The organism is [Clostridium] fimetarium (assembly GCF_900111235.1).
Classification (GTDB): domain Bacteria; phylum Bacillota; class Clostridia; order Lachnospirales; family Lachnospiraceae; genus Clostridium_N; species Clostridium_N fimetarium.
The window spans coordinates 80757-106984 of sequence record NZ_FOJI01000007.1 but is presented as its reverse complement, the minus strand read 5'-3'; the positions used below and the strand labels follow the sequence as shown (position 1 = coordinate 106984).

Sequence of the window (26228 nt, the reverse complement as noted above, 5' to 3'; positions counted from 1 at the left end):
TCAATTCACCCCTTCATTCGATTTTATATTTTTATCTATTTTTCTGCGAACGATCGCTTTTCTAATTTCTTCAATAAACAAGATCAGTGGTGGCCAAGCGCATAATAGCATCCAGTCAGATAATTTTAAAGCCGTAGTATGAAAAACTGATTGAAATGGTGGCAAGTAAACTATACATAAAATTATTATTATTTCAATTGCGATTCCTAAGTTTACTTGTTTATTATTAAATAGTCCAACTTTAAATACTGATTGTTTTTCTGTACGACAATTATATACTGCACCAATTTGGCAAAATACAATTGCAGCGAGTGTCATTGCTGTTGCTTTTATATATACTGGATTCAATTCACCTGCAAGTGGAATGTTCGGCCAGCCATTTTGCATATTAACAAAAAAGTAAGCAACTGTGGAAAGCACAGAACTTAATATTCCGTACCAAAGAAATGCTTTTAATACTAACTTTTTGCTTAACAATGGTTCATTTTGATTTCGTGGCGGTTGATCCATGACTCCTTCTTCAGGCTTCTCTGTTCCGAGTCCTAAAGCCGGCATCATATCTGTGCCCAAATCAATTGTAAGAATTTGCATTACCGTTAGTGGCAGAGGTATTGCTCCTCTTGAAAATAGAAACAGCGCTGATGGAATTGCCTCTGGAACATTTGAATTCAAAATATAAAGTAAAAATTTTCGAATATTACTGTAAACGGTACGTCCTTCTTCAATTGCATGTACAATAGACGCAAAATTATCATCTGTTAATATCATATCCGCCGCTTCTTTTGCGACATCTGTGCCAGCAATTCCCATAGCAATACCTATATTTGCTTTTTTAAGGGCAGGGGAATCATTTACGCCATCACCTGTTACAGCAACGATTTCACCCATCTCCTGTAAATTGGTTACAACTCGTAGTTTTTGTTCTGGCGCTACGCGTGCAAAAATAATTTCATCTTTTAAATACTCTTTTAATTTTTCGTCAGAAAGTGCTTCTAATTCCAAGCCTGATAGTACTCTTGGATTAGGACCTGTTACAATACCGATACGTTTTGCAATACTTTCTGCTGTTAATCCATAATCTCCAGTTATCATAACAACGCGGATACCCGCGCGATGACACTGGGCAACAGCGTCTGCTACTTCTGGACGGGGAGGATCAGCCATTACTACCAAACCTACAAAAACCAATTCTTGTTCTATAATTTCCGGCGTATAATCGCTCATTGCTACTGGAATGTTGTCTTCTTTATGTAATAAACGATATGCAACAGCTAAGACACGTAACCCTTTACGCGCATAGCTATCATTTGCATCCATTATCTCTTTACGCATATCCTCATTCATTGGTTCAACGCTACGATTGATCCGTATTGTCTCACACAATTTCATTACTTCTTTTGGGGCTCCTTTCACATAGGCAATATCTCTAGTGCCTTCGACAGGGGCTTGCAATTGATGAATCGTAGTCATTCTCTTACGGCGAGATTCAAATGGTAATTCTCTTAAACGAGGAGTCAATTCCATTTGTTTTTTTACATTGATACCTGCCTTTTCAGCGACAACTCCTAGGCAAGCTTCTGTCGGATCCCCTAATACTGTATAACGCATTGATTCTTCATTTGGTGGAAGTAGTCGTGCATTGCTACACAACGCTACTCCTGTTAATAGAAGTTTCAAGTCTTCATCATCATTAGCAGTGACTTTTTTACTACCTTCTAAAACATCTCCTTGTGAACTATATCCAACACCTGTGACATTAAATTCTTTTCCTTTTAGCCACAAATAACTTACTGTCATTTCATTCTGTGTTAAAGTACCGGTTTTATCTGTACATATAACGGTTGTACTACCTAATGTTTCAACGGAAGAAAGTTTCTTTACTAATGCATTTCGCTTAGACATTCTTTGTACTGCCATCGCAAGTGATAACGTGACTGTTGGAAGCAATCCTTCCGGTATAAAAGCTACAATCATACCTAATGCAAAAATAAATGACGATGCAATCGGTTCCTTCACAAAAAACACAGCTGCTACAAAGAAGAATATGCCCAAAATAATTGCAATCATTGATATTTGTTTTGTTAAATGGTCCAATTCCTTTTGTAACGGACTATCTTCTGTTTTCATGTTTTGCGTAAGATTTGCAATCTTACCAAATTCTGTTTTCATACCAATTTCCATAACTACAGCTTTTCCATTACCTTCTGAAATACTTGTACCTGCAAAAATCAAATTTGGTGTTTCCGCTCTAGTCAAGTCATTTTTGAAAACTGCATCTTTTGTCTTACGCACGGGATTGGATTCACCTGTGAGCGTTGATTGATCGACTTGTAAATCGCTACATTCAATCAAACGCGCATCTGCTGAAATCTTGTCTCCTTCTTCTAATAAAATAATATCGCCAATCACTAAATCCTCTGATAGGATCTTTAGCTCTTCATTATTACGAATTACACGAGAATAAGAGGGTAACATATTTCTTAATGCATCTGTCGCTTTTCCAGCACGATGTTCCTGCCAGAAGCTAAACAATCCATTAATCACATTTACCAACCAAACTGCAATACCCAGTTGTGGCATTCCTGCCATAATCGCAATAGCACCTGCTCCCCATAATAATATGGCCATTAGATGTGTGAAATTACTAAGTAAGACAATTAACGAAGATTCTTTCTTTTTCTCATCTATTAAATTTTTACCTTGTTCTTTTTGTTTCTCTTCGGCTTGTACTTGTGTTAGTCCCTGCGGTGATGTCGCTAGTACCTCAAAAACTTTATCAACTGTAAGTCTGCAAATATTTTGTAGCTCTTTTACTGCAGTATCATTACTGTTCAATTTCACCATTCCTTCTTTCACTGTTATAGAAATAATTAATAGTATTTTCTTATAATTACATAAAAGTATAGTCCTTTATTTTCTTAATTACAATATACTCCTTATTCTGTTGTAATCGGCATATAAACGTCCATTTCACAATACGATTCACTACATATACTTAAATCTATCCTTTCAAAATGATAATAGGTTGAGTACTGTTGTTTCAACAGCCGGAATATAATCATTGCTGTATTTAGGATTAGAAGAATATATGACAAGACCAATGTAAACATTCTTATTTATTTTATTATTGAATGTAGGTAAATAGTCCTTAAGGAACTTTTCTGCTAAAATATTTGTGGTATAGTATATTAAATTTTCCTTAATAAAAATTCCATTTTCGTTTATTTTTGTCCATCGATATTTAGCCCCAAAAAAAAAGTCACAGCAATACTGCTTGTGACTTCCTTTACTACTTCTTCCCAGTCAAATAATATACTGCTACTTGGGTCCTGTGCGCTAGATTTCCCTTTTCTAAAATGGTACTAATATGGTTTTTCACTGTACCTTCACTAATAAATAATTTTTCTGCTATTTCTTTGTTCGCGAGACCTTCTGCAATAGATGCAATAATATCAAGTTCCCTTGATGTGAAAATACTGCTATCAAAGTTGGTACTCGATTTCACTCCCATCTGCGTGAATTTAGAAAAAACCTGGTCATCTAAAATATTACCTCCATGATATACGGCTTTTATCATTTGCTTTAAATGCTCTGGTGTATGATTCTTGATTAAATAACCACCTGCTCCGTTTTTTAGTGCTTTATCCACAAGTTCATCTGCATCGAATGTCGTTAATATTAGTACTTTTCCTAATCCTCTTTTTACGATTTCCTTAGTAGCTTCAATACCATCCATCACCGGCATTTGTATATCCATTAAAACGACGTCAGGTTTTTCTTTCATACATAATTCCACGGCTTCTTTTCCATTTTTGGCACACCCTAACACTTCAAACTCTTCATCTACACTTAGTATAATGCGCATACCGTCTCTCACGAAATCACTATCATCTGCAATAATCACTTTTATTTTGTCCATTTAAAAGGCTCCTCATTTCATCATCTTGATTCATACTTTTGAGCATTCTGCGTCTTGTCACTATTCTTGAATGGGAAGTATCATATTAATGCAGAATCCATCTTCTCCATTTAGATCAATAAACCCATTTATTTTTCGAGCACGATTTTTCATTCCCTGAATGCCCATTCCTTCTTTAATCGTATTACAGCCAATTCCATTATCCTTAATACTACATCGCACTACTTTGTGCAAAATTGTAATTTGGATTAAAATACTGTTACACGCGGAATATTTTAATGCATTTGTAACTGCTTCAAACGTATTATCAAGGATAACTTCCCACATATTCTCTGGAATTTCTTTATTTTCTCCATCAAATCTTACTTCTGCCTGAATTCCATATTTTTTCTCGCATTCCTCGCATAATCCTACCAATTGCAAAAGTGCCATCTGCTTCTTATCTGGCTTCTCTCTCCTAAGTATGGTTCGTATTTCATCCATGCTAGTTCTCAAATTATCAATGACTGCCTGAACCATTTTTATACTTTCATCTGGCTGTTTATCTATCAAGATTTTACACGCTTCTAATTGATAAATGGAACCATTAATACTGTGGCCTAATTTATCATGAAGTGCCTGAGAAAGTCGCGTTTTCTCTTCTAAAATTCTATTCTCAAAGAAAAGGCTGTTTTTTTCTATCTCTTTTTTAAAGTTGTTATCCCGGAAAGCGATTGAATCTTTCAGTTGATATTCTTCCTGTTCAAAAACTTCCAGGCATTTTTTATATTTTTCTATTACCACATACTTTTGGAAATAGATTATTATAACAAATACGCAGTATGCACTATATAGGAGAATATTTTGAAAATTTAGAAATACTCCTATAAAAGCCATCAAGCTAAACATGAAATTCAATTTTAAGAAAATAATGATATCTAACATTACCATGGGTAAGAGAAACAATCCATTTCCACTATCTTTAAAAAATACAATTAAAATAAGTGTTATGACTGTTTCCGTACATAAAAAATAAACTTTCTTTGAGTTTACAAGTTCATAGAATACGGTTGCCGCCAGTGTAATCGCAAGAAGAAACCACTCCACACTGATTTCATGGAGTGATTTCTTACTGCTGCTAACGAAATATAGAAATAAAATTATAATACAACACATTTTTACAATTGAAAAATAGTATTTTTTAGCATTTTCATTCATGGTAGTTCCCCTCAATATTTGCGCTTTCGCTAACACTTTGAAAAAATAATAATTTGAATTCTTTTTTAAATTTTAACATACTATTTTCCCTTTGTCACAAATAAAAGATATCAAGCGTCACTCTTTCTTCCTCAATTTTATACCCATGTATCCAACACTTGAAATAACGATCAAATAGCTTACTACAACAAGGATATACATACTGTATACGCCGCTTTTTCCGGCCATGAGCATTTCTGCTGCTTTGAGTACCCAACGTTGCGGCATCATCAATGATATCTTTCCCCACCATCCAGCTGCTGCTTCCAAAGGGAAATATAAACCTGCCAAAAGATCCGATAAGCACCAAACCAAGAAGGCAATATAATTAGAAGTCAGTACATTATTCGTTATAATACCGATTACCACGCTAAATAGATTAAAAATAAGTCCAAGCCCTAGTACAAAAAAGATATAACTGCTAAATGGAATTCCATAATCTGTTTTTACAATTAATTTAATTCCGATTGCAAGAATACTTGTCTGTATAATAACTGTAATAAGTATCAAACCTAATTTTACTAAACCATAATTAATAATACTTGATTTTGATAATACAATACGATTATAAACCCTGTTCTGTCTTTCCTCTACCACCGTCGCTGCAATAAATACACCACTAAATAGAAATCCTATCGTTAAGAATGCCAACGAATATCCAATGCTGCTTTTTTGGTCTTGTTGCTGCGTCGTTAACTGTAATGTGTTACCAACTTCAATTCCAACGGTCTCTTTACTCATTTCATTTTCTACCGATGTGTTCAATAATGTTTTTAAAGCTGTCTTGTTATAACCTGTCATTGCTGCATATTTCGATACACTTTGCAAAAATGAATTTAAGTTACTCTCTAGCAGTTTGATTCGCGCATCACTAGTAGCTTCAAATACGACCATATTACTTGGGTTACCATTTAAAATCTCTGTATCGAAGCTGCTCGGAATATATATAACAGCACCTAAAACATTATGATTTGAGGTATTAAGCGCTTCTTGTCTTGCTTCCTCTATATTCATATCTTCACCAATGTATCTGTATATCCGATAAGAACCAGCCTTTGCAAGTTCTTCTATTACATAGTTTGATAATTCCGAATTATTACAATCATATACTTTAACATTAAGCTTTGTATTAGTGACCATAAATATTGATTCATTTTGTTTGTTCAAATCGTGAATTTTATAGGAATCATTTCCTCCATCTATGCCACCCCCACCCTTAATATTTAACATTAATACTGATACTATAGGTAGTATTATAAGAAATGCCAAATATCCCTTGTTTCTTAGCAGCAATTTTAGATTCATCTTCATCATTGTAAATAAACCACTCATGCTGATTCCCCCATTTCCCTATCCATCATTAATATTCCTGCTATACCACATATAACAATTATCGAAACTAGATACAATATACATCTACCAGCATAGTCGCTATAGCCTTTTGTAGAAAATTCCACTACGGTACGGTTAATATAATATAAAGGTGATATATTCACTATTCTTTGCGGTATATTTGCATATATATAGGTCTGAAAGGATCCACCCCATAATCCCGCGATCCAAATGATAATAAATCCTGCTACAATGCTAACTGCAGCGTTTTTAAATAATTGGAACAATACCATTCCAAAAGTCGATGCTGCTAGGGAAATAAGAATCATAATACCGATACATGCCCAAATTTTTCCCCAATGAATATCTAATAAAACGACCGATATAATCCATGCTATGCATGATTCAAGAAAAGTGGCTATTGCACAAGGAATTAATTTCCCTATATAGTAACTAACTTTTGACATATGAGATATACGCATTCTTTTTGATATTGCACTTTTTCGTTCACTCGTTATAACCGCTGACAGTGATATCATCCCACACCATGCAAAATATATAATATAAATTATTCCATAATAGTCTGTAGAAGATGGTACTGGATCCGTAGCTAATACTTCATGATTAACCTTTACACTGCTAGTTGATGGCAATTCCACCAAACCATTCTGTGCCTGATACGCCATCCCAACCATAGCATCATATGCCTGATAAAAAAAAGTAGAGAGAATACTTTCAGTGACTGCAGCTTCTGTTTTTTTATCATCCGACTGATAGATTACATAAGAATCATCTGTGATTTCAACAAATACCGCTACGGTCTCCCTTTTTAAAAGCGCTGTGGCATCTTCATTTTGATATTCCTGTAAAATTATATTATTGTCCTTACATATGGTCTTTAACTGTGGAATCATATCTTTATATGCACTACCATCGCTTAAATGATATCCAACTTCAAATGGTTCTATCTTATAAGCAGTGTCCATCATGTCTTTAAATGCATTAGAAAGCAATACAATTGTTATTACTGGGAGTATTGTCATCAGTACTAATATCCATTTACTGCGAAGCATCAGCTTCAGATTATTTTTAATTAATATAAATGGCATATTACATACCTCCCTCTGCATAATCCCTAAGTTTTTTTCCTGTAAGTGTAAGGAAAACTTCCTCTAATGTCATATTGGAATTTTTATCCGAGGTTACCATTTCTACTAATTCTTCCTTCGTTCCAATGGCAACAATCTTACCATTATCCATAATTGCAATTCGTGTACATATAGCTTCGATTTCTTCCATGTAATGACTTGTATAAATAACTGTCGCTCCCTCTTTGTTAGCGGCTTTTATTTTTTCCAAAATAAAGTTCCTAGATTGTGGATCAATTCCTACTGTTGGTTCATCAAATATTAAAAGTTTTGGTTTATGTCCAATTGCACAGGCAATATTTAATCTTCTCTTCATACCCCCAGAAAAGTTCTTCACAAACCCATTTCTTTTGTCCTCCAAGCCAACGAATTCCAAAGCTTCAGTAACTGCCTTCTTCAATTCGTTTCCTTTTATGCCATAAAGTGAAGTAAATAATTCCACATTCTCCCATGCCTTTAGATTTCCATGAATTGCAAGTTCCTGTGGAATATATCCTATTTTTAATTTCACTTTTTTCATATCTGTTTTTGCGTCATATCCAAACAGCTCTACCTTACCAGCTGTAGGTTTTACAAGTGAACACACCATATTCATTGTAGTACTTTTCCCAGCACCATTCGGCCCTAACAGCCCGAAAATCTCACCTTCTTCAATTTTTAATGAAATGTGATCCACAACTGCTTTGTTCTCATATTTTTTTGTAAGTCCCTCTAATTCTAATACTATCTCGCCCATTATTCTCTCCATTCCTGTGGCTTGCTTTCGCAAAGCACAATATCTCTTTATTAATTCGTCTTTAAAAAATCGATTAGTTACAATGTAATAACACGTTGCATAATTCTTATGTATTTTACAATATCATATCAGTTTATAATTAAGCGCAATAGTGTATAAAGATATAAATGGGCATGACTTTAGTCATAGATCTAAAATAGAAGAAGACCACTAATCTACATCGCTTAGTGGTCTTCTTCTATTTTTATCCCTTTATTTCACCAACACTCCAACCTATTATTGCATAGTTTCCACTTGCCTGTGTGTCAACCTTATTAATCCACTGTGTTTCATTACTTGCTTCTGTGGATAAAATATCATTTGTAATTCCCGATTTATGGAGTGATGAATTAATTACCCACCATTTTGAATTGATATCAGCACGTCTTAAATCATCCTCAAGACGCATTCCTTCATATACTGAAGTGGCTTCTGCCAGTGTTACAATAATGACTTCTGTTTCATCAGCATTACGCAACCTTGTCAAAATTTTTTTTGCTGACTTTGAAATATCCTTTGAAACATCACCCTTGGAACGTTTCATTTCCAGGTTATTACTTTGAGTTGACTCAAGCCGTAAAAGTGTATTCCCAGTAGGCGCCGTATCAATCACTAACACCTGATCTTCAGCCTGTTCTTTAGCCTTATCTACAATCTGTGCAAAGGCTCTAATCACTGCAATTTCTTGTGTAGATGGTGCCCTTGCATCTTCCTCTACATATGCAATTTCAATATGGCTCATTGTGATGCCACTTACTTCATTAATGCCGTATTCTAATTGCGGAACAGAATCAGTAGTTGTCAGATGTACCTTTTTACCTCTTTCTGCCAACCCTACCGCAATTGCTGCAGCTATTGTCGTTTTACCAACCCCCACTTTACCTATTGTTAAAATAAACTTTTTCCCAGAATTGAAGAGGTCATCAATTACGTCTTTGAGCCCTAGTGCAGTATGATTATTTATTGTTTCTTTCTGAACATTATAGTGGTCTTCTTTCAGCAATGCTCTTACATTATCCATAAAAACATCTATCCTTTCATATCATTTCATTTTATTATTTGTTGTTGATACGAAATCAATTCTAATTTCTACTCTTTTAATATAAATTATATTGAGGAATTACATGTATAATTTATATTATATAAATCATAATAACATTAGGATGCTATTTATCTAATATACAAGGAGGTTTTATGGACGACAAAATAAAAAGGGAACATTTAAATGAATTATTCAAAAATATAAACAATCATTTACTTTATGATGATGTTCCTTCGATATTTTTAAGTCAATTATGTAGCCAGCCTGAATTTGAGATATATCCATTCAGTATGCTTTCAGACTTGCAATCTACAAAGCAGTCTCCCACTTACCATCCTGAAGGCAATGTTTGGAACCATACTTTATTGGTTGTTGATGAAGCTGCCAAACAAAAAAGTGAAAGCAAAGATGCTGAAATTTTTATGTGGGCTGCATTTCTTCACGATATTGGCAAACCTCCTACCACCAGAATCCGAAAGGGTAAAATAACATCTTATGACCACGATAAGGTTGGCGCCGAACTTGCAAAAGACTTTTTATCTGAATTTATCGACAATATGCAATTTATTGAAAATGTTTGCTCTCTTATCAAATACCATATGCAAATTTTGTTCGTGATAAATGATTTACCATTTGCAACTATTAATGAGATCAAACAGAATTCAGATATAAAAGAAATCGCATTACTTGGCTTATGTGACAGGCTTGGTAGAACAGGCGCCAATGAACGTACTGAAAAGGATAATATGCAATTATTTATCCGAAAATGTGATAACTTTGAACAAGAAAGGAAAACACATGGCAAAAGCTGGAATGAGAAGACCTGACCCTAAAGAACCACACGGTACAGAAAGTAATAACAAAACACATTTTCCTAAAAATGAAACTAGCCCTGTGCCCGAAATACAAGGTAAGGCTAAAACTGGAGACGTCAAGGCAAAACCAATTGAATATCCGAGAAAAGGATAAATCAATTACTAAAGTAGAGCAAAACAATCAATTAAAAAGGATAAACCGGCCAATTTCTTGTCGGTTTATCCTTTCTGATTGTACTTATTTGCTTCTACTTATTTTTTTCTACTTATTTTCTTCTAGTCACTTGCTTCTAATTATTTGCTTCTAATTATTTGCTTCTAATTATTTGCTTCTAGTCACTGTGATTTCATAACTATTCTTACCAATATACATTCCGGTAACAGGGTCAAAATCCTTAGCACTACTATAAGTAAATGCACTAAGCTTGATATCTTTTACTTCAGAAATTTTGCTTCCTGCTGTTAATTTAATTGAAGTCATAAATGTATTATCCTTAATATCTGATTCACTCAAATGCGTGTACCATACGCCTTGCGTCTGATGTACATCGTCATAAATATAGAGTTCAATATAATTAAAATACTGGGCCGTATCTGTAGGTGCTTTAATTGTCTTTGTAAATACCTCCGAAGAATTCAGCGTGAACGTCAAACAATATCCAATTTTACAGTCTGCCGCATCTGAATACTTGTTCCAATAAGGTTCCCATGCATTTTTAAAACCATTACCTGTTACTGTTTTTTCATTTGTAGTGAAAGCTTCAAAGCACTCTATATCCTTGCCTTTTTCCCAATTACTTACATATTCTGTAATCAAGTTGTGTATACTCAAATCTTGTCCATGTATGTATAGTCCTATTTTATTCATCTTATTAGTAGCATTATCTGTTGACGCAATACTACTTTGTGCAGCACTTTCATTGGTACTACTTGTCCCCTGACTTGAATCACTAACTTCTGTTGAATCTTTTGTACCTTCTTGCGTTGCATTGCTGCTCTTTGATTTAGAACATCCTGAAATCAAAAGTGCCATAAGCATAGCAAATACAAGTATAATACTAATTCTCTTTCTTGTTTTCAAAATTATTATCCGATTATCTCTCATATTATTTTACCTCTTAAATTATTTTATGTGCAAATGGACATAAGTTATATGATCTATTTCTTATTAGGTTAAATATCACTCCACAAATTATAGCACATCAAAATAATTAACTAAACAACAAATTATTATAAATCATTATTTTTCAAAGGAATTTTAGAACGGAATTCCTTTCATTATATTTTTCATAACTAATTCTTTTGCCTTTTCATATTTTAAGAATGTTTCATTCGCTTGTTCCAAATTTTTATATACTTTCCAATATCCCGTGTACAAACTATTTTTACCTTTATTTTCAATAAATCCAATAACATCCCAGATAGGATATCCAAGGATAATACCTAGTTCATGTGGAAAACCATCATAGTTACATTTGTTATCTTTAAAACATTTAAAACGTTTTGATATTTCATCAAGTATGTCTTCAATTCCTAATGTATGATATCCTTGTGCTTTCATAAATTGAGAAATGGATTTTTCATGTAAATAACTTTCTAGCTCTTTATCGTTATATAATAGCAATATTGACTTGTTTTCATCCGTATATAGTTTATTAATTCCTATCAATGTATTTTTAAATATATGATTAATATTCTCAAGATCTCTATTCTCTACAATTAAAAGATTCGATATTTTGACTCCACAGATTAATGGGGTACATTGCATTGCAATGCAATATGCTAAATCATTTTGTTTGTAATAATCAGGCAATTGTAGCATATCTATTTTATTCAAATTAATCCCTCCACTAATTTATAATAAATATAGTATGCTTTGAATTAAACTATTTAATACTCTTAAAAAAAATCGGGTGAAGAATTGGAATTGCTTCCTTTCTTCACCCGAGTAGTCTATATTAATTGCTTCTTCAATTTTCTAAATATAAATAATCTCAACACCGCTTAAGCTTATGCTTCCTTTAATCGTAACTACCGGCGAATCCGATTCTGTCTTTCTGTTCTTTTCATCGATACCACCCAAAGTTGTATTTACGTCATATACAACATTCCATGTCTTGGGAATATATAATTCTACACCACTAAATGATATATCTAGAAATATTTCTGCATGGCCTGAACTCACGACTGCTTTATCAAAATACACTTTCATTGCCCCAAAAGAACAATTGATATTTGCTTTTTCAAAATTATCAGTATTAATATATTTCATGCTTGAGCCAAAACTAACAGAACAATTTACAACATTCCCATCCGGTTCATTAATAACTTTTTCAAACTGCTCTCCAACATTATCCTGAGACCATTTTTTATGATGCCAACCATCGTGACGCCAATTATTATGATGCCAATGCTCATGCGTACGCCAGTAATCTTCTTTTTTAAATATCATCGATAGTCCAATGCTTCCAAGCAATGCGGTTACCAATACTGGACCTGGCGTAAGTGCTGTAATATTCCACTGCTGGGCATATATAATGCATAACAATGCAATCGGGAATAAAATACCTGAAAATCTAACGGGAATTAGACTTTTTAACATAATCATAATTAAAATAATCGTAATAACAATCTTGAACACACCAATTGGTGGGAAATATCCCAATCTGTCTACAATGATAAATATGGCAGCCAACACAAAAAGTAGGCCCCAAAATACATCTTTCTTTTTCATAAATTTATCCTCTTTTCTTCTAATCTACATTTCAAAGGTTTGTAATAGTACCTGGAAACATACACCTGTTTATATGTACCCATAAACATTACAGCACTGGAGGCAGTAAGATTGTGATCAATTGAATGAATATGATTTAGATTTAGTATTGTGGACTTTGATACTCTCATAAAAAATCCTGGTAGTAATTCTTCCAATTCATAAAGACGATATTTGGTTTGATACATATTGTCAGCTGTATGTGCACTAATACAGTTATCTGTTGTCTCAAAGAACAAAATATCCTCTAATGGGAGATAGTACTGTGTATTCTCTTTATATAATACCAAACATCTAGATTCCCTCGTAATATCCAAAAGTGTTTCATGGATTTTTTTAACTTTTTCATCCAACTTACTGCATCTAATAATCACTTCGTTTTCCTGTAAATCCTCATCAATTTCAATTCTTACCTTCATTTCCTCATCTCCATAATGCAATTATATCAACAAATAATTACTTGTAAATAGCTATTTGCTAAGTGGTAAGTTTTACAATGTAAGTGGTATTTTTTCATTTTATAGTACTATAAATAATAATCTATTCTATTCTTCATTATTATTATATTGTTAATGACTTCTAATCTTATCAGTTCCATCATCTACCGTGTTTTCGATCTTTTTAATTACAATATAATAACCATAGGTATCATTGACATTAATAAGAATCCTATCATTTATCTTATGCCCTAAAATCGCTTTTCCAAGCGGCGATTCTACACTTATCCGCCCATTTAAAGAGCTTCCCCGCACTGTTGTCATCAATTTATATGTTTCAGTTATATCATCTTCTTCAAAATATATCTCAACAGTATTACTCAGCCCGACTTCATCTATCAATGACTCCTCAGATATAATTACTGCAGACCTAACCATTCTTTCCAAATATCTTATGCGACCTTCGTTTATATTTTTATCTCTTCTTGCAGCATAATATTCAAAATTATCACTTAAATCGCCTTGTGCCCTTGCTTCCTTTACAGCCTCAAGGGCCTCTTTTCTTACTTCTAGTTTCCTATATTCGATTTCTTCTTCAATCAATTTTATATCTGTTTTTGTTAATTGATCATTCATAATATCCCCCTATATAGATGATTTTTATTACTTCTTAATTATATTTACACTATTCCCTATCTACCCAAATACAATTAATTATACCATAAGAAATAATCCCTACATATAAAAATAAACTTTAATTTCTATATTAAACAAAATACGTATCTGCTGTATCATTTCTCAATACATTCTCTTGGATCAAGCTCTATCAATTCCCATTTTCCATTTCTTCTTCTTCTGTATTGTGCGATTTCTATATCCATTCCATTTGTTAATTGATAGAATTGTATCATATAATAGTTTCCGTCTGTTCCCCTAAAATAAATGTTCTTTGTAAATCCAACATGCTGCGTTGGTATTCGCATCTTCACTAGCGAACACCACTCTCCATATTTTATATCTACTACTTCTTCAGCTATGTAATTCCATCCATGATAAGGTGCACATAGATAATTTTCGGGATATAGATCTATATTTGATATTTTATACTGAGTTCCTTCTTTGACGATATCAACAAATGCATAATAGTAAGCAAAATACGCGACACCTTTTTCAGATCCTTCGATGGTTTCAAATTCTACAAAATATCGCATAGCATCTGGATCCCCATATACAGGTACTTCTTGAAACTTTATCAAATTGATATGGAGTATATTTTCAAATATCTTAAGATACTCTTTAAATGAAAGCTTCTCCTGATACTTCGATGACAAAAAATGATATGCGATTGGATAAGGTGCCTTTGCCTCCCCAATTGTCCCACATCCCGCTGATTTTTCTTCGTCAGAATTGGCAGCCTCTCGTAAAACGCTATAATAATTAATAATCGTCTCTTCTGGTGTTTTAAATAAATACGCAGGTAATGTAGGAATTTCAGAAGTCTCATCCCCATAGTAGTTATCAAAGATCTCCATCTTAATATTTCTATTATTAAGAACTGGTAGTTTAGAAGGCCTGAAATACCTTTCAATATCTATTTTATCACTCATTTAATAATATCCTCGTAATTATGTATTTATATAAATATATCCAAAAAGCTCAAAAAAAGTATTAATCTATACTACATTTGAAAAAATAGCATAAAATATTTTTATATACGAAAATGGTCCCTAGGTTTTACAACCTGGAACCATTTACGCATTTCACATATAGTGCCTATAAATTTTCTATATTTTCTAATTCAATAGCATCTTCTATTTTTGCTTTTTTACCAAATAATCTTAAGGCAGTTAAAATCGCACCAATCATGCAAATGACTGCTGCTGTTATATATACAGTTCGCATACCATAAATAAATGCGTCATTTCTTCCAACTACGTAATCTGTTACCTTATAACCAATTTTTTTGCTCATTCCGCTATATAAAAGTGTTGTAGATAAAGCGATTCCACACACCATTCCAAGATTTCTGACAAGTGCATTCACACTTCCTGCAATTCCAAGCTTATTCCTTGGCACTGTAGACATAATCAATGAATTATTCGGTGACTGAAATAAACCATTTCCGATAGCCATTGCAGCTATGAAAACCAACATACTAATTAGGGTCGAATGCTCATTTAAAGTTGACATTAACAACAGGGACAGACTCGTAATGACCAATCCAATAAATGTCAAAATTTCAGATCCTATTTTGTCGGACAAATATCCGCTAATTGGAGCCACAACAGCTAACAACAACGGTGCGGTCATGAGCACTAGCCCCGTAGTTGATGGCGAGTAATTTAACACATCTTGAAGATAAAAAGGTTGAATAATATTTGCACAAAATATCGATATGAATGAAATAAACCCACAAAAAATACTAAGTGAAAATAATTTATTTTTAAAAATATCTAACTCTAATAATGGAGATTCTCGCTTCTTTTCCACGATAATAAAAGCCACAAACGAAATAACGGCTATTAAAAGGCCTAACAACACTACTAGTTGCGTAAATCCAACTTCCTGGCCCTTACCGATTGCCGCAAATAATGGAATTACTACAAGCATAAATAACAGTGCACCTACTCCATCCAATTTTCCCTTTGCTATTTCATGTCCTTTTGGAAGAATTCTAAATGCTAAAAACAAAGTAATAAAACCGATTGGTACATTAATTAAAAAAATGAATTCCCAACTAGCAGCACCAACTATAAATCCGCCTAGTGGTGGTCCAATTAATGATCCTAACGCAACAAAAGTGCCTGTCAATCCAAGTGCTCGTCCTCTTTCGTTGGCTGGAAATGCTTCTGTTATAATACCTTGACTATTGGCCATGCAGCCTGCCGCTCCGATTGCCTGTATCACTCTGGCTAAAACCAGAATCGGCAATGAACTTGTTATACCACAAAACAGTGAGCCCAATGTGAATAAAGCGATTCCAAACTTGAATATCTTTGTCTTACCAAGTATATCTCCCAACCTTCCAAAAATTAATATAAAGGCTGTAATTACAATCAAATAACTAGTTACTACTAATTGAATACTAGCTGATGTTACATTTAAAGATTTCGCCATAACTGGTAAGGCTACATTTACGATACTACCATCTAATGTTGCCATAAAAGTTAACATTACCACTACAAATAATATATACCATCTTTTTTCATTTACATTGTCGTTTCCTGTATTCATCTAAATTCTCCTTGTGTTTTGTACTTATGTATTGTGCTTATGTATTGTGCCTATGTTTTGTGCTTATGTTTTGTGCTTATGTTTTGTGCCTATTTCTTTAATTTGAGCGTTAAAAGCTCAAATTATCTTAACTTTTTTGATATTACATAATATCTTATTCAACGATTCAATTGTATTTACCTTCTCTTCTTCATTCAAATCTGTTGTGATTAACTTTTCTAACTCATGAAGTTTATCGAGAATTTTCACAGTAACAGCCTTTCCTTTTTCTGTCAAGAATATCTTATTGGCTCTAAAATCATCATCATCTCTTATTCTATCTAAATATCCTATTTTTATAAGCTTCGCTAATGTTCTAGTTGTCATTGCCTTATCATACCCTAATTCTTCACTAATCCTATTTTGGTTAATGCCATCCTTATCTTTTAGTATAAGCAAGTAGGGATAAGAACCACTGCTTAATTGAAATTCTTTCAGTACCTTATCAAGATATATTTGCGTATATCTAAAAATTTTATTATTAAGCTTAAGTAAATGCATGATACCGTCTGGTTGCAAAATTTATCCTCCTTCAATTTAGAGTCACCTAAATTTACATTTATGATTGACTTGTCAACGTATTATAGTCAAATATAGTTGACTTGTCAACCACATTTAATTATATATTCTGCTATACTAAATTGAAATTCCTCGTCAATATCTATAGAATTTAAAGCATCCATTAAAAATGGATATGTTTTGCCAGAATAAAAATTATTATTATTTAGAAAAAAAGCAGTGTTAGTTAAATAGATAGCTCCGTTTATTCTATATTCCTGAGATATCTCTTGTCTTCTTACCATTTTCTTATCTTGATAAGGAACATCCAAATAACCGTTATTATGAAATTTAACATTCAAGTTCGTTGGATGTTCCAGTTTGCATATGCTTATAACCGAATCCGCATTCTTTTCAAATAAAAGCTTTGCACTTTCTAAAATATGTGTTTCATTTCTCAAAGGAGAAGTCGGCTGCAGGAGCATAAAGTATTCAAAGGTTTTTCCCAAATCACTCATCTCCTTCAAAACATGTAAGATGACATCAATCGTTGTAGCTTCGTCAGTTGCTAATTCAGTTGGTCTTAAAAATGGTACACTTGCTCCATAATCCTGTGCTATCTTTGCATAGTCCATGGAATCTGTAGAAACAATGATTTCATCAAATATACTTGCTTTTCTACAAGCTTCGATGGTATGTGCCATTAGTGGCTTATGATTCATCATTTTTATATTTTTATTAAAAATTCCTTTCGATCCACTTCTTGCAGGTATAATCGCCAAAAAAGTTTGATTATTATACATAATAAACTCCCCCCTCTTGCCAGTAACCTGCAAACGTTGGTCTGCAAGCATAAATTTGCAGGTGAAAAATCTATTTTTCACACTATACTCCTATCTGAAATCATAAAAAGTTTTTTTCAGGTCTATACCTTCCTGTAACGCTTGCTTTATAGCAGATATTATCCGATAACTTGTATCTTCGTTTTCATATGAGGTAACTATTTCTTTCTTATCCGCTTTGTAGTTAAGGGCTTTTTCTATTGCTTCGATTATGTCTTGCACGGAATTATTACTACTTATCACCGAACTTGACTTTACCCTTCCTTTTTGTCTATCTCCAATATCAACTGTCGGGACTTTTAAAAAAGGAGCTTCTATGATTCCACTTGAAGAATTTCCAATTACGACTGAGCTGTGGCTCATTATACTAAGATACCTAAGTGAGCCTAACGATGTAAACGCGACCGATTTCTTACTGTTCTTGATCGTATACTGATTGATTAGTTCATTGATTATATTTCCTCCTGTATCTGTATTACTTTTGGTAAAGATAACAGAAAGTTCTGTAAAATAATCCAAAGCGTCTAATAACGGCTTAAATTGCATAATGGCAGTATTACCCTCCAATGTAGCCGCATGAAAAGTAACAAGTGCCAGTGGCATTTTTATTTGTATGTTTAATGTTTCCTCTAATTCCTGCTGCGTTAATAAAGTCATTTCCTTGATATTTTCAATTCCAAGAGCCCCAACTTCATATACTCTATCTGGCTGTTCCCCTAATTGTATGACTCTTTTCCTATACTCTTTTGTACTTGTAAAATGCAGATAACTCATTTTACTAATAGCATGCCTCATACAATCATCGTATGATCCTTGTGTGATTTCTCCCCCATGAATATGAGCGATAGGGATTTTACTAATCATTGCCGCGCTCGCTGCTGCAAAGATCTCATATCTATCCCCTAAAAGAATGATTATATCAGGTTTTAATCTGTCGTAAGCTTCTGCCAAACTTATCATGCCAATCGCCATAGATTTGCATATTCCCACAGCGGTATCAGACGCTAAATTCATTTCAATTTTTTCATTAATATGAAAAGCGTCATTTTCAATTTCTTTATAAGTTAAACCACATCTATAATCTAAATGCATTCCTGTTGCGATGATTTGAAGCTTCAGATCTTTATCTTGTTCTATTCTTTTTAGAATCGGTTTTAACAAACCATATTCGGATCGACTCCCAGTTACAACACATAATTTTTTCACTCATCAATCCTCTCATCTTTTTCATAATTTCTTTTGGCATTACACCCCACCAGTCTGTTCAATTGCATTGGAGAGATACCATTTCCAGGACGTTTTGCGCATAGATTATCTTCCGAAAAGACTTCTCCTTGTCTGATAACTTTAGCTGCTACAAGACTTTTTCTTACAAATTCTCTATTGATCAATTCAGTTACGGTTGGTTTCTTGATTCCATCACCCAATGCTTGTTCTATATTTCTGATTGATTCTACCAGTTTTTTAAATTCATTAGGTTCTAGACTCATTGTGTGATCAGGTCCTGGTAAATATCTGTCTAGTGTGAAATGTTTTTCTATCACACAGGCTCCAAGTGCAACTGCCGCAACCGCCACTTCTATCCCTAATGTATGATCTGAATAGCCGACTTCTTTATGAAATATTTGTTTCATAGTACACATAGCTTTTAAATTTACTTCCTGCATTGAAGCAGGATAAGCACTAGTACAGTGAAGCAAAATTATATTTTCTGTGTTTTCTTTCAGTATATCTAAGGCTTCTTTAATTTCATCCACCGTTGCCATTCCTGTTGATAGAATAATCTTTCTATTTAAAGTAGCTATTTTTTTAAGATAAAGATAATTGGTTATTTCTCCTGATGGTATTTTAAATGTATCTAAGCCAATTGCATTTAAGAAATCCACACTCTCTAAATCAAATGGCGACGATATAAATTTAATATTTTTACCTATACAATACTGAAAAAGCTCTTTAAATGAAGATTGATCTAATTCCAGTTCTCTCAACATCTCAAATTGTGATGAATTATTTCCTGTATTTAAAATTTGGTATTTTGCTTTCTTTGCTGTTTGAACTACCAGGTATTGTGTTTTAAAGGTTTGAAATTTAATAGCATCTGCTCCTGCTTCACTGGCTGCATCTACCATTTTTTTAGCTAGGTTGATATCCCCATTATGGTTCACACCTGCCTCAGCAATTATCATAACTTTGCGCAAATGTTTTAACCTCCTTAACCGGACTTCCAAATGCCATTTTATAGGACGGAATTTCTTTTAAGACTAAACTTCCCGCTCCGATCAAAGTACCTTCCCCTATTGTCACCTTTTGAAGGATTGTAGAATGTGCTCCTATATGGGTATGCTTTTTTATTACAACACTCCCGCATAACACACTTCCAGTCGCTATATGGACGAAGTCTTCTATGATACAATCATGTTCAATGATTGATCCTGTATTTATAATGCAACCATTTCCAATCTGAACATTTGCATTTATGATTGTGCCTTTTCCAATAAAGTTTCCTTCACCAATTTTTATATTATTAGACAATACTGCACTTTTATCTATAATATTAGGAAACTGATATCCTATATTTTTACATATATCATACAATTTCAGTCTTAATTCAATGTTTCCTATGCTTCCTATCGCTATTACAGCATTCTTTACCCCTTTATTAAAATAATACGCTAGGTCTTTATCCTCTCCTATGATTTTCACCCCTAAAACACAGGTTTCTAGTTTTTCTTTCTTATCAATAATGCCTATAATCTTATATAACTTCATAGTATTTATAGAATCGATAATACTCTCTGCATGACCCCCGCCACCAATGAGTACAAGTTTCTTTTTCATATTTTAAATTTTTCTGCCATATTTTGCATCGTCTTAAATTCCCCCATATCAAGCCAGGAACTATCCATCACCGGATATGCTCCAACTTGCTCCCCATTTTTTATGCATTCTTTTATAAGATCAGTCATATCAAAATGCTTATTTTGAGGAATATATTTTAACAGTTCTGCTTCCAATACATATAATCCTGTATTAACCAATAATTCATATTTAGGTTTTTCACTTAATTTTTCTATGCATCCGTTTTTGCCTAAAGTAATTACACCATAAGGTATCTCATAGCTTTTTAACGCTGTGACAATGGTCAGTTTATGGTGATGTGTTTTGTGATGAACAAGAAGCTCAGAATAATTAATATCCACTAAAATATCACAGTTGCTAACAAAAAAGCTGCCTTTGACATTACCTTCAACAAGCGCAAGCGACCCTGCTGTTCCCATAGGTTCATCCTCTTCCAATAAATGCAATTTATACGGCAGCTCCCCATTGAAATAAGCCTTTATCATTTCTTTTTTATAACTAATTGTGAGGTAAAATTCTTTGAATCCATATTCAATAAATTTATTTATAATTCTTTCTACGATTGGAATATCACCAACTGGTATAAGCGGTTTCGGAATGATTTTTGTATACGGATATAATCTTGTTCCCTTTCCACCGGCCATAATAACAACTGGGATTTGAGGTATTCTATCAGTATGAGTTTGATGATCGTTAATGTCATTCCAAAATAAAACATCAACAACCTCATTACTGACATTGACTAGTGGCAGCCCTTCAATACTATTCGCTCGCATCAGTTCTAATCCCTTGCTGCGGTCTTCCTTCTTTAAAAATACAGGTGTAGTGTTCATTATCAAACTGACTGGTAATGCAATATCTCCGTTTTTTAATATCCACCGTCTAACATCTCCATCTGTAATAATACCGATTAACTTTTTATCTTCCACAACAATAAGAATCTTTTTTGCTGTCTCATCTAATTGTCTTATTGCCTCCCTAATTGGTATATCCTGCGTGATGAAAAATCTGCTAACTTCCATACCAATCCTTCTTTCAAATTGCTATAAACTTCCAGTAACAGAGGAATTTTTGTATTAATGCTTTATGTCGGAACCAGTTTTTATATTGGATCACCTCAATTACTAGATGTTATAAATATCTGATTTATATTTGTCTAAGTTCCTACTTATCCAGTCAATTGTCTCTTTTAATCCTTCACTAAGAGAATAGTCAGGACTCCAATCAGTAAGCAATTTTAATTTTTGATTTGAACCCATCAGCCTCGTAACTTCGCTTTTACCAGGTCTTACTCTTTCCATTTCACATTTTATTTTAGCTTTGGGATTAATCTGTTTAATAAGTTCTTTAGCCAGCTCGCCAATCGAAACTTCTTCTTGATTTGCAATATTAATTTCTTCCCCTATTGCATTATCTGATTTTTCTATCTCTATAAATCCTTTAACGGTATCTTTCACATAATTAAAATCTCTGGTGGGGGTTAAGCTTCCAAGACGTATCTCCTCTATTCCTGATAATAGCTGACTGATAATCGTTGGGATTACAGCTCTTGCGGATTGTCTCGGTCCATAAGTATTAAATGGACGCACAATGGTAACCGGAAGTGAGAAGCTTTTATAAAATGATTCGGCTAATCTATCGGCTCCTATTTTAGTCGCAGAATAGGGAGACTGTCCTTGAAAAGGATGTTTCTCGTCCATGGGAACATATTGGGCACTGCCATAGACCTCAGAAGAAGAGGCAATTAAAACCCTACCTGTATCCAAGTCCCTAGCCGCCTGCAAAACATTTAAGGTACCCTTTATATTTGTATCTACATAAGAATCTGGAGAATGATAACTAAAAGGTATTGCAATTAATGCTGCAAGATGAAATACAGATTCAACATCTTCCATTATAGTTCTTACACCATTTGGGTCTCTGATATCCCCACATCGAATATCAATCTGCTTTTTTATGTCGTTAGGCAGCGAATCCAGCCATCCCCATGAATTGAAAGAATTATAAAAGGTAAGTGCTCTTACATCATAACCTTCTTTAACCAAGGCTTCCGTCAAATGACTGCCTATAAATCCATCCGCTCCTGTAACCAGAACTTTTTTCATTTTATTACCCATTTCTGTGACTTAGTTCGCAAGCCACGATTCCAATCATCAATTATTGTTATCAAAAACTTTAATTTTATAATAACTGGTTCTGTCTGTTACAAAGAAACAAAACTCTCCATTACTACTGGTTACGGTATTAGCAAGATAGATAACTTGTTTTTGTTCCTCCTGTAACTCTTCATTATATTCACTAGGAATTTTCTCTAAAATAACAATTGCTCCCTGTACCGGGCCACCTTCCTTATAGTGAATATATCCATGAATCAAAACTTTTTCTATATAATATTCATTATGTTCCTGTTCCATAACTGTCGCCCTTATTCAGCCTCTATTAAAGGTCCATAAATATCCAGTTCATATTTGATCAAATTACTTTTCTTTACTGATATGGCAAATTCACCATCTTGGTTTGTTATGACATAGCCTATATTAATTCTATTTCTCCCGCAAATTTTAATCACCTGCACGACTGCGCCCTCCAGCGGTTTACTTTGTGCGCTATAAACAGTAGCCGATAATAGAACATCATTTGATCTTTGAACTGTGATATTTGCTTGCAAAATCGTTCGATTAACCAAATCCTTTGGCGTTACAATTATCTCAGTATAATAGCTCAACTGAAGTTCCTCCATTTCGCATCAATAAGTGGTGCATATATTGCTAGTTCATAGATCATGCAAGACTTTGCTTCAAGCGCAAATATATATTCTCCATTTTCGTCGGTAAACACATATCCGAGTAAACATTTTGATTTATCCCTACAACTGATTTGAACTACTTGAACAACAGCACCTTCACATCGCTCTTTTTTTTGATTATAAATAGTTCCCTTTATAATTTGAAATTTTAAATTGTCTAATTTAATGTTAAAATGATTATTTTTAGAATGTTGAAGTCTAGCTCCTTCTATTATGAACGATGACGTTTTGGAACCATTCATATATAAATTTGAATCTCCTTCCTTTTTTTTGATCTGTATAAATGTCTTGTGTGTCAATATACTGTGCATCACTTTCCTGCGGTTCACTTTCCTGTGGTTCACTTTCCTGTGGTTCACTTTCTTGTGCAACACTTTCCTGTGGTTCACTTTCTTGTGCATCACTTTCCTGTGCATCACTTTCCTGTGCATCACTTTCCTGTGGTTCACTTTCTTGTGCGTCGCTTTCCTGTGCATCACTTTCCTGTGGTTCACTTTCTTGTGCGTCGCTTTCCATTGTTTCGCTTTCCTGTGGTTCACTTTCCTGTATTTTACTTTCTTGTGCAACGCTTTCCTGTGTTTCGCTTTCCTGTGCTTCACCTAGCTGCTCGTCACTTTCTTGCGTATAAATAGTTACATGCAGTTCCTGTTTATCCTTTGTATCTTCAGCATATATAATATTTCCTTCCAGTTCTTTCCCGTCTACTACCATCTTTTTTATTTTTACTTCTTTATAGTCTTTATTATTAATTTCCATAATTTCCTCCAACCCAGAATTATTATTTTACTACACTATATGCTATTCATAGAATTCCTGTACCGTCTCTTGCATAACTTTTTTTACTTCAGCTAACATTTCTTTCATTTTCTCAAAATAAATCTTAAACTTTCTTATCTGATGCTGTAGATCAGATGTCTGTTTCTCATAATCTTTCGCATATATAAGGAATATTTTTTCTTTCATTTCAAATACAAACAAGATAAAATATCCTCCTAAATATTTACTATTGGGAGCGTTTTCAAAGTCCTTTATAATATCAAGAATATATAAGATTCTTTGTAAATCTATATCCTGAGCATCTACCTCTACCAAAGATTTATCGTTATTTTCCTCTATAATTATTTCACATAACTCCTGTCCTTGCTCCGCCTTTTCCAGGCACGCATCAAGGTAATCCAAAATATTATTTATCGTTTCTTTACTATCGATATTGATTGCTTTATTAGGAATACATTTGGTTTTTATATTATCAAATATATTTCGTTGAAATATTTTTTTAAGCTCCTGATGCGGTGCACCTTTAATTTCAGCACCGTAAGAACAGTTAATAAATTTGATTCGCTCTTTATCTTTATACATATCAATATATTGTTCCAGAGATTTTTTATAGTTTTCCAAAGACAGTGAAGTGTTTACCTGTTCCCCATTGATATCTTTTACCTTGATCTGTGATTGATAATTTAAAGTTTTATCATAATCATAAAAAGCGCAATCCGCATGATGTTTTTCATAAGTATAAGCTAGGTCCTGACCAACAAGCAAAATAGGTGAACAGCCTATCATATTTGCGATATCAATACATGTATGTGCTACAGATCCTCCACTGTAAACACCTTTTAATTGATTGAGTTCTTCAATTGTCTGGGAAAATAGCAGTGGTATATAGATTTTATCCCCTTTATAATTTTTTACCAAATACCGATTACTGTACTCGTAGAAAACCAAGGGTACCTTTAAATCCAAATAATCTTTCATCATATCATAATTCGCATCTACCGGATCTATGGATACAATCATATCCGGCATAATATCATTTTTCATCAATGCTCCTACCGTTCTGTTCCCTGCAATAATAAAACACTTCTTAACTTTTTCTTTATATTGAAGCATATCTTTTATATTCTGATCTAAGGAAGGTCCCCCTGATACGATAATCGCTGGTACATTTAAGTTTGCAAACTTATAATGGTCTATCGGAGTACATTCATTTAATATCTTAATATTTGCTATCATGTTCTGGGCAAATATTTTTTTAAAACGTTTTGCTAAACTAATATGTGCAGATGCACTAATTAACGCCCAATCCAAATACTCAATCATGCAATCATATTCTTTTTTATAGACCTTGCTATAGTCTCCAAATGCATAAAAATATATGTTATCAATGTTTTCGAAATAGATGCTACTATTTAATATCTTTTTAACCTGTATTTCATCAAATAATAGGAGTTTAATATTATCGGCAATATTGGGATTGTACTTTTCGTATATAGCTTTATTAGGTTCAAAAATAACCACCTTATTCTCTACACAGATTAATTTTTTAAGTTCTTCGATATATTCTCCAGTACCAATTCCAAATATAAAAATCTTTGAATCAAATTTCAAATCATCCAGCGTATCTGTTAACTTATTAATCTCTTTTTTATACTCTTTCATTACGACCTCCAAGACCTCTATTTAGAAAACCATA

General features: G+C 33.4%; 28 protein-coding genes. 2 read left to right on the top strand and 26 right to left on the bottom strand.

Translation table 11 applies throughout. The features are described from left to right. From BMY18_RS10370 to BMY18_RS10340, 7 genes are all read right to left on the bottom strand, one after another. Positions 1–2835, bottom strand: a complete 2835-nt coding sequence (locus tag BMY18_RS10370; RefSeq protein WP_242941013.1) for a cation-translocating P-type ATPase — start codon at positions 2833–2835, stop codon at positions 1–3. A 454-nt stretch (positions 2836–3289) separates the two neighbouring features. Beyond that, positions 3290–3919: a response regulator gene (locus BMY18_RS10365; RefSeq protein ID WP_092453703.1), complete on the bottom strand. Its 630-nt coding sequence runs from the start codon at positions 3917–3919 to the stop codon at positions 3290–3292. Positions 3920–3979: 60 nt separating this feature from the next. Continuing rightward, positions 3980–5116 carry a sensor histidine kinase gene (locus tag BMY18_RS10360; RefSeq protein ID WP_092453701.1) on the bottom strand — a complete coding sequence of 379 codons (1137 nt, stop codon included), beginning with the start codon at positions 5114–5116 and terminating at the stop codon, positions 3980–3982. Between the two features lie 117 nt (positions 5117–5233). Further along, the gene (locus BMY18_RS10355) at positions 5234–6487 is read right to left on the bottom strand and encodes an ABC transporter permease (RefSeq protein ID WP_092453699.1); all 1254 of its coding nucleotides are present in this window, start codon (positions 6485–6487) and stop codon (positions 5234–5236) included. Next, a complete protein-coding gene (locus tag BMY18_RS10350) occupies positions 6484–7596 on the bottom strand; it encodes an ABC transporter permease (RefSeq protein ID WP_170841372.1) in 1113 nt (370 codons plus the stop codon). The genes BMY18_RS10355 and BMY18_RS10350 overlap by 4 nt, the downstream gene beginning before the upstream one ends. A 1-nt stretch (position 7597) precedes the next feature. Continuing rightward, entirely contained in the window at positions 7598–8371 is a 774-nt protein-coding gene (locus BMY18_RS10345) for an ABC transporter ATP-binding protein (protein WP_092453695.1), read from the bottom strand. Positions 8372–8615: 244 nt separating this feature from the next. Then, positions 8616–9431 (bottom strand): ArsA-related P-loop ATPase, encoded by an 816-nt coding sequence (locus tag BMY18_RS10340; protein ID WP_092453693.1) that lies wholly within the window; start codon positions 9429–9431, stop codon positions 8616–8618. A 173-nt stretch (positions 9432–9604) separates the two neighbouring features. On the opposite strand from BMY18_RS10340, the gene BMY18_RS10335 reads away from it, so the two are divergent. Then, positions 9605–10279: an HD domain-containing protein gene (locus tag BMY18_RS10335; RefSeq protein ID WP_092453691.1), complete on the top strand. Its 675-nt coding sequence runs from the start codon at positions 9605–9607 to the stop codon at positions 10277–10279. Continuing rightward, positions 10251–10421, top strand: a complete 171-nt coding sequence (locus tag BMY18_RS21040) for a hypothetical protein (protein WP_170841371.1) — start codon at positions 10251–10253, stop codon at positions 10419–10421. Before BMY18_RS10335 ends, BMY18_RS21040 begins: the two co-directional genes overlap by 29 nt. Before the next feature lie 168 nt (positions 10422–10589). Here the strand turns inward: BMY18_RS21040 and BMY18_RS10330 are convergent, their stop codons facing one another. From BMY18_RS10330 to BMY18_RS10240, 19 genes are all read right to left on the bottom strand, one after another. Further along, positions 10590–11372: a hypothetical protein gene (locus BMY18_RS10330; RefSeq protein ID WP_092453689.1), complete on the bottom strand. Its 783-nt coding sequence runs from the start codon at positions 11370–11372 to the stop codon at positions 10590–10592. Positions 11373–11525: 153 nt separating this feature from the next. After that, complete coding sequence (locus tag BMY18_RS10325) at positions 11526–12104, bottom strand: DUF3793 family protein (RefSeq protein WP_092453687.1); 579 nt, start codon at positions 12102–12104, stop codon at positions 11526–11528. Positions 12105–12245: 141 nt separating this feature from the next. Next, the gene (locus BMY18_RS10320; RefSeq protein WP_092453685.1) at positions 12246–13001 is read right to left on the bottom strand and encodes a LiaF transmembrane domain-containing protein; all 756 of its coding nucleotides are present in this window, start codon (positions 12999–13001) and stop codon (positions 12246–12248) included. Then, a complete protein-coding gene (locus BMY18_RS10315; RefSeq protein ID WP_092453683.1) occupies positions 12998–13459 on the bottom strand; it encodes a LytTR family DNA-binding domain-containing protein in 462 nt (153 codons plus the stop codon). The genes BMY18_RS10320 and BMY18_RS10315 overlap by 4 nt, the downstream gene beginning before the upstream one ends. A 150-nt stretch (positions 13460–13609) precedes the next feature. Then, positions 13610–14113: a GreA/GreB family elongation factor gene (locus tag BMY18_RS10310; protein ID WP_092453681.1), complete on the bottom strand. Its 504-nt coding sequence runs from the start codon at positions 14111–14113 to the stop codon at positions 13610–13612. 155 nt (positions 14114–14268) lie between these two features. Continuing rightward, the gene (locus tag BMY18_RS10305; protein ID WP_092453679.1) at positions 14269–15084 is read right to left on the bottom strand and encodes a hypothetical protein; all 816 of its coding nucleotides are present in this window, start codon (positions 15082–15084) and stop codon (positions 14269–14271) included. Positions 15085–15250: 166 nt separating this feature from the next. Beyond that, entirely contained in the window at positions 15251–16711 is a 1461-nt protein-coding gene (locus tag BMY18_RS10300; protein ID WP_092453677.1) for an MFS transporter, read from the bottom strand. A gap of 117 nt (positions 16712–16828) precedes the next feature. Further along, positions 16829–17269 carry a MarR family winged helix-turn-helix transcriptional regulator gene (locus BMY18_RS10295; protein ID WP_092453675.1) on the bottom strand — a complete coding sequence of 147 codons (441 nt, stop codon included), beginning with the start codon at positions 17267–17269 and terminating at the stop codon, positions 16829–16831. A gap of 86 nt (positions 17270–17355) precedes the next feature. Beyond that, positions 17356–18132, bottom strand: coding sequence for an acylneuraminate cytidylyltransferase family protein (locus BMY18_RS10290; RefSeq protein WP_242941012.1), 777 nt, complete (start codon positions 18130–18132; stop codon positions 17356–17358). Positions 18133–18141: 9 nt separating this feature from the next. Further along, positions 18142–19296: a UDP-N-acetylglucosamine 2-epimerase gene (gene neuC / locus BMY18_RS10285; RefSeq protein WP_092453672.1), complete on the bottom strand. Its 1155-nt coding sequence runs from the start codon at positions 19294–19296 to the stop codon at positions 18142–18144. Beyond that, positions 19293–20288, bottom strand: a complete 996-nt coding sequence (gene neuB, locus BMY18_RS10280; RefSeq protein ID WP_092453670.1) for an N-acetylneuraminate synthase — start codon at positions 20286–20288, stop codon at positions 19293–19295. Before neuB ends, neuC begins: the two co-directional genes overlap by 4 nt. Beyond that, complete coding sequence (locus BMY18_RS10275) at positions 20263–20928, bottom strand: acetyltransferase (protein ID WP_092453668.1); 666 nt, start codon at positions 20926–20928, stop codon at positions 20263–20265. The genes neuB and BMY18_RS10275 overlap by 26 nt, the downstream gene beginning before the upstream one ends. Beyond that, entirely contained in the window at positions 20925–21971 is a 1047-nt protein-coding gene (locus BMY18_RS10270; RefSeq protein WP_092453666.1) for a sugar phosphate nucleotidyltransferase, read from the bottom strand. Before BMY18_RS10270 ends, BMY18_RS10275 begins: the two co-directional genes overlap by 4 nt. A 102-nt stretch (positions 21972–22073) precedes the next feature. Beyond that, on the bottom strand, positions 22074–23054 hold the full coding sequence (locus BMY18_RS10265) for an NAD-dependent 4,6-dehydratase LegB (protein ID WP_092453664.1): 981 nt from the start codon (positions 23052–23054) through the stop codon (positions 22074–22076). A 48-nt stretch (positions 23055–23102) separates the two neighbouring features. After that, entirely contained in the window at positions 23103–23363 is a 261-nt protein-coding gene (locus BMY18_RS10260; RefSeq protein ID WP_092453662.1) for a hypothetical protein, read from the bottom strand. Between the two features lie 11 nt (positions 23364–23374). After that, positions 23375–23674 (bottom strand): hypothetical protein, encoded by a 300-nt coding sequence (locus BMY18_RS10255; RefSeq protein WP_092453660.1) that lies wholly within the window; start codon positions 23672–23674, stop codon positions 23375–23377. Further along, on the bottom strand, positions 23671–23997 hold the full coding sequence (locus BMY18_RS10250; RefSeq protein ID WP_092453658.1) for a hypothetical protein: 327 nt from the start codon (positions 23995–23997) through the stop codon (positions 23671–23673). The genes BMY18_RS10255 and BMY18_RS10250 overlap by 4 nt, the downstream gene beginning before the upstream one ends. After that, positions 23954–24511 carry a hypothetical protein gene (locus tag BMY18_RS10245; protein ID WP_092453656.1) on the bottom strand — a complete coding sequence of 186 codons (558 nt, stop codon included), beginning with the start codon at positions 24509–24511 and terminating at the stop codon, positions 23954–23956. The genes BMY18_RS10250 and BMY18_RS10245 overlap by 44 nt, the downstream gene beginning before the upstream one ends. Before the next feature lie 42 nt (positions 24512–24553). Continuing rightward, positions 24554–26194, bottom strand: coding sequence for a motility associated factor glycosyltransferase family protein (locus BMY18_RS10240; RefSeq protein WP_092453654.1), 1641 nt, complete (start codon positions 26192–26194; stop codon positions 24554–24556). Positions 26195–26228: the final 34 nt, after the last annotated feature.

What these genes read in the sequence shown, in the direction of transcription:
- BMY18_RS10265 (WP_092453664.1), bottom strand. Translation starts at nt 23,054, where the DNA reads ATGAAAAAAGTTCTGGTTACAGGAGCGGATGGATTTATAGGCAGTCAT.
- BMY18_RS10330 (WP_092453689.1), bottom strand. Translation starts at nt 11,372, where the DNA reads ATGAGAGATAATCGGATAATAATTTTGAAAACAAGAAAGAGAATTAGT.
- BMY18_RS10355 (WP_092453699.1), bottom strand. Translation starts at nt 6,487, where the DNA reads ATGAGTGGTTTATTTACAATGATGAAGATGAATCTAAAATTGCTGCTA.
- BMY18_RS10300 (WP_092453677.1), bottom strand. Translation starts at nt 16,711, where the DNA reads ATGAATACAGGAAACGACAATGTAAATGAAAAAAGATGGTATATATTA.
- BMY18_RS10275 (WP_092453668.1), bottom strand. Translation starts at nt 20,928, where the DNA reads ATGAAAAAGAAACTTGTACTCATTGGTGGCGGGGGTCATGCAGAGAGT.
- BMY18_RS10335 (WP_092453691.1), top strand. Translation starts at nt 9,605, where the DNA reads ATGGACGACAAAATAAAAAGGGAACATTTAAATGAATTATTCAAAAAT.
- BMY18_RS10345 (WP_092453695.1), bottom strand. Translation starts at nt 8,371, where the DNA reads ATGGGCGAGATAGTATTAGAATTAGAGGGACTTACAAAAAAATATGAG.
- BMY18_RS10270 (WP_092453666.1), bottom strand. Translation starts at nt 21,971, where the DNA reads ATGGAAGTTAGCAGATTTTTCATCACGCAGGATATACCAATTAGGGAG.
- BMY18_RS10250 (WP_092453658.1), bottom strand. Translation starts at nt 23,997, where the DNA reads ATGAATGGTTCCAAAACGTCATCGTTCATAATAGAAGGAGCTAGACTT.
- BMY18_RS10340 (WP_092453693.1), bottom strand. Translation starts at nt 9,431, where the DNA reads ATGGATAATGTAAGAGCATTGCTGAAAGAAGACCACTATAATGTTCAG.
- BMY18_RS10320 (WP_092453685.1), bottom strand. Translation starts at nt 13,001, where the DNA reads ATGAAAAAGAAAGATGTATTTTGGGGCCTACTTTTTGTGTTGGCTGCC.
- BMY18_RS10360 (WP_092453701.1), bottom strand. Translation starts at nt 5,116, where the DNA reads ATGAATGAAAATGCTAAAAAATACTATTTTTCAATTGTAAAAATGTGT.
- BMY18_RS10240 (WP_092453654.1), bottom strand. Translation starts at nt 26,194, where the DNA reads ATGAAAGAGTATAAAAAAGAGATTAATAAGTTAACAGATACGCTGGAT.
- BMY18_RS21040 (WP_170841371.1), top strand. Translation starts at nt 10,251, where the DNA reads ATGGCAAAAGCTGGAATGAGAAGACCTGACCCTAAAGAACCACACGGT.
- BMY18_RS10260 (WP_092453662.1), bottom strand. Translation starts at nt 23,363, where the DNA reads ATGGAACAGGAACATAATGAATATTATATAGAAAAAGTTTTGATTCAT.
- BMY18_RS10245 (WP_092453656.1), bottom strand. Translation starts at nt 24,511, where the DNA reads ATGGAAATTAATAATAAAGACTATAAAGAAGTAAAAATAAAAAAGATG.
- BMY18_RS10315 (WP_092453683.1), bottom strand. Translation starts at nt 13,459, where the DNA reads ATGAAGGTAAGAATTGAAATTGATGAGGATTTACAGGAAAACGAAGTG.
- BMY18_RS10350 (WP_170841372.1), bottom strand. Translation starts at nt 7,596, where the DNA reads ATGCCATTTATATTAATTAAAAATAATCTGAAGCTGATGCTTCGCAGT.
- BMY18_RS10305 (WP_092453679.1), bottom strand. Translation starts at nt 15,084, where the DNA reads ATGAGTGATAAAATAGATATTGAAAGGTATTTCAGGCCTTCTAAACTA.
- BMY18_RS10310 (WP_092453681.1), bottom strand. Translation starts at nt 14,113, where the DNA reads ATGAATGATCAATTAACAAAAACAGATATAAAATTGATTGAAGAAGAA.
- BMY18_RS10365 (WP_092453703.1), bottom strand. Translation starts at nt 3,919, where the DNA reads ATGGACAAAATAAAAGTGATTATTGCAGATGATAGTGATTTCGTGAGA.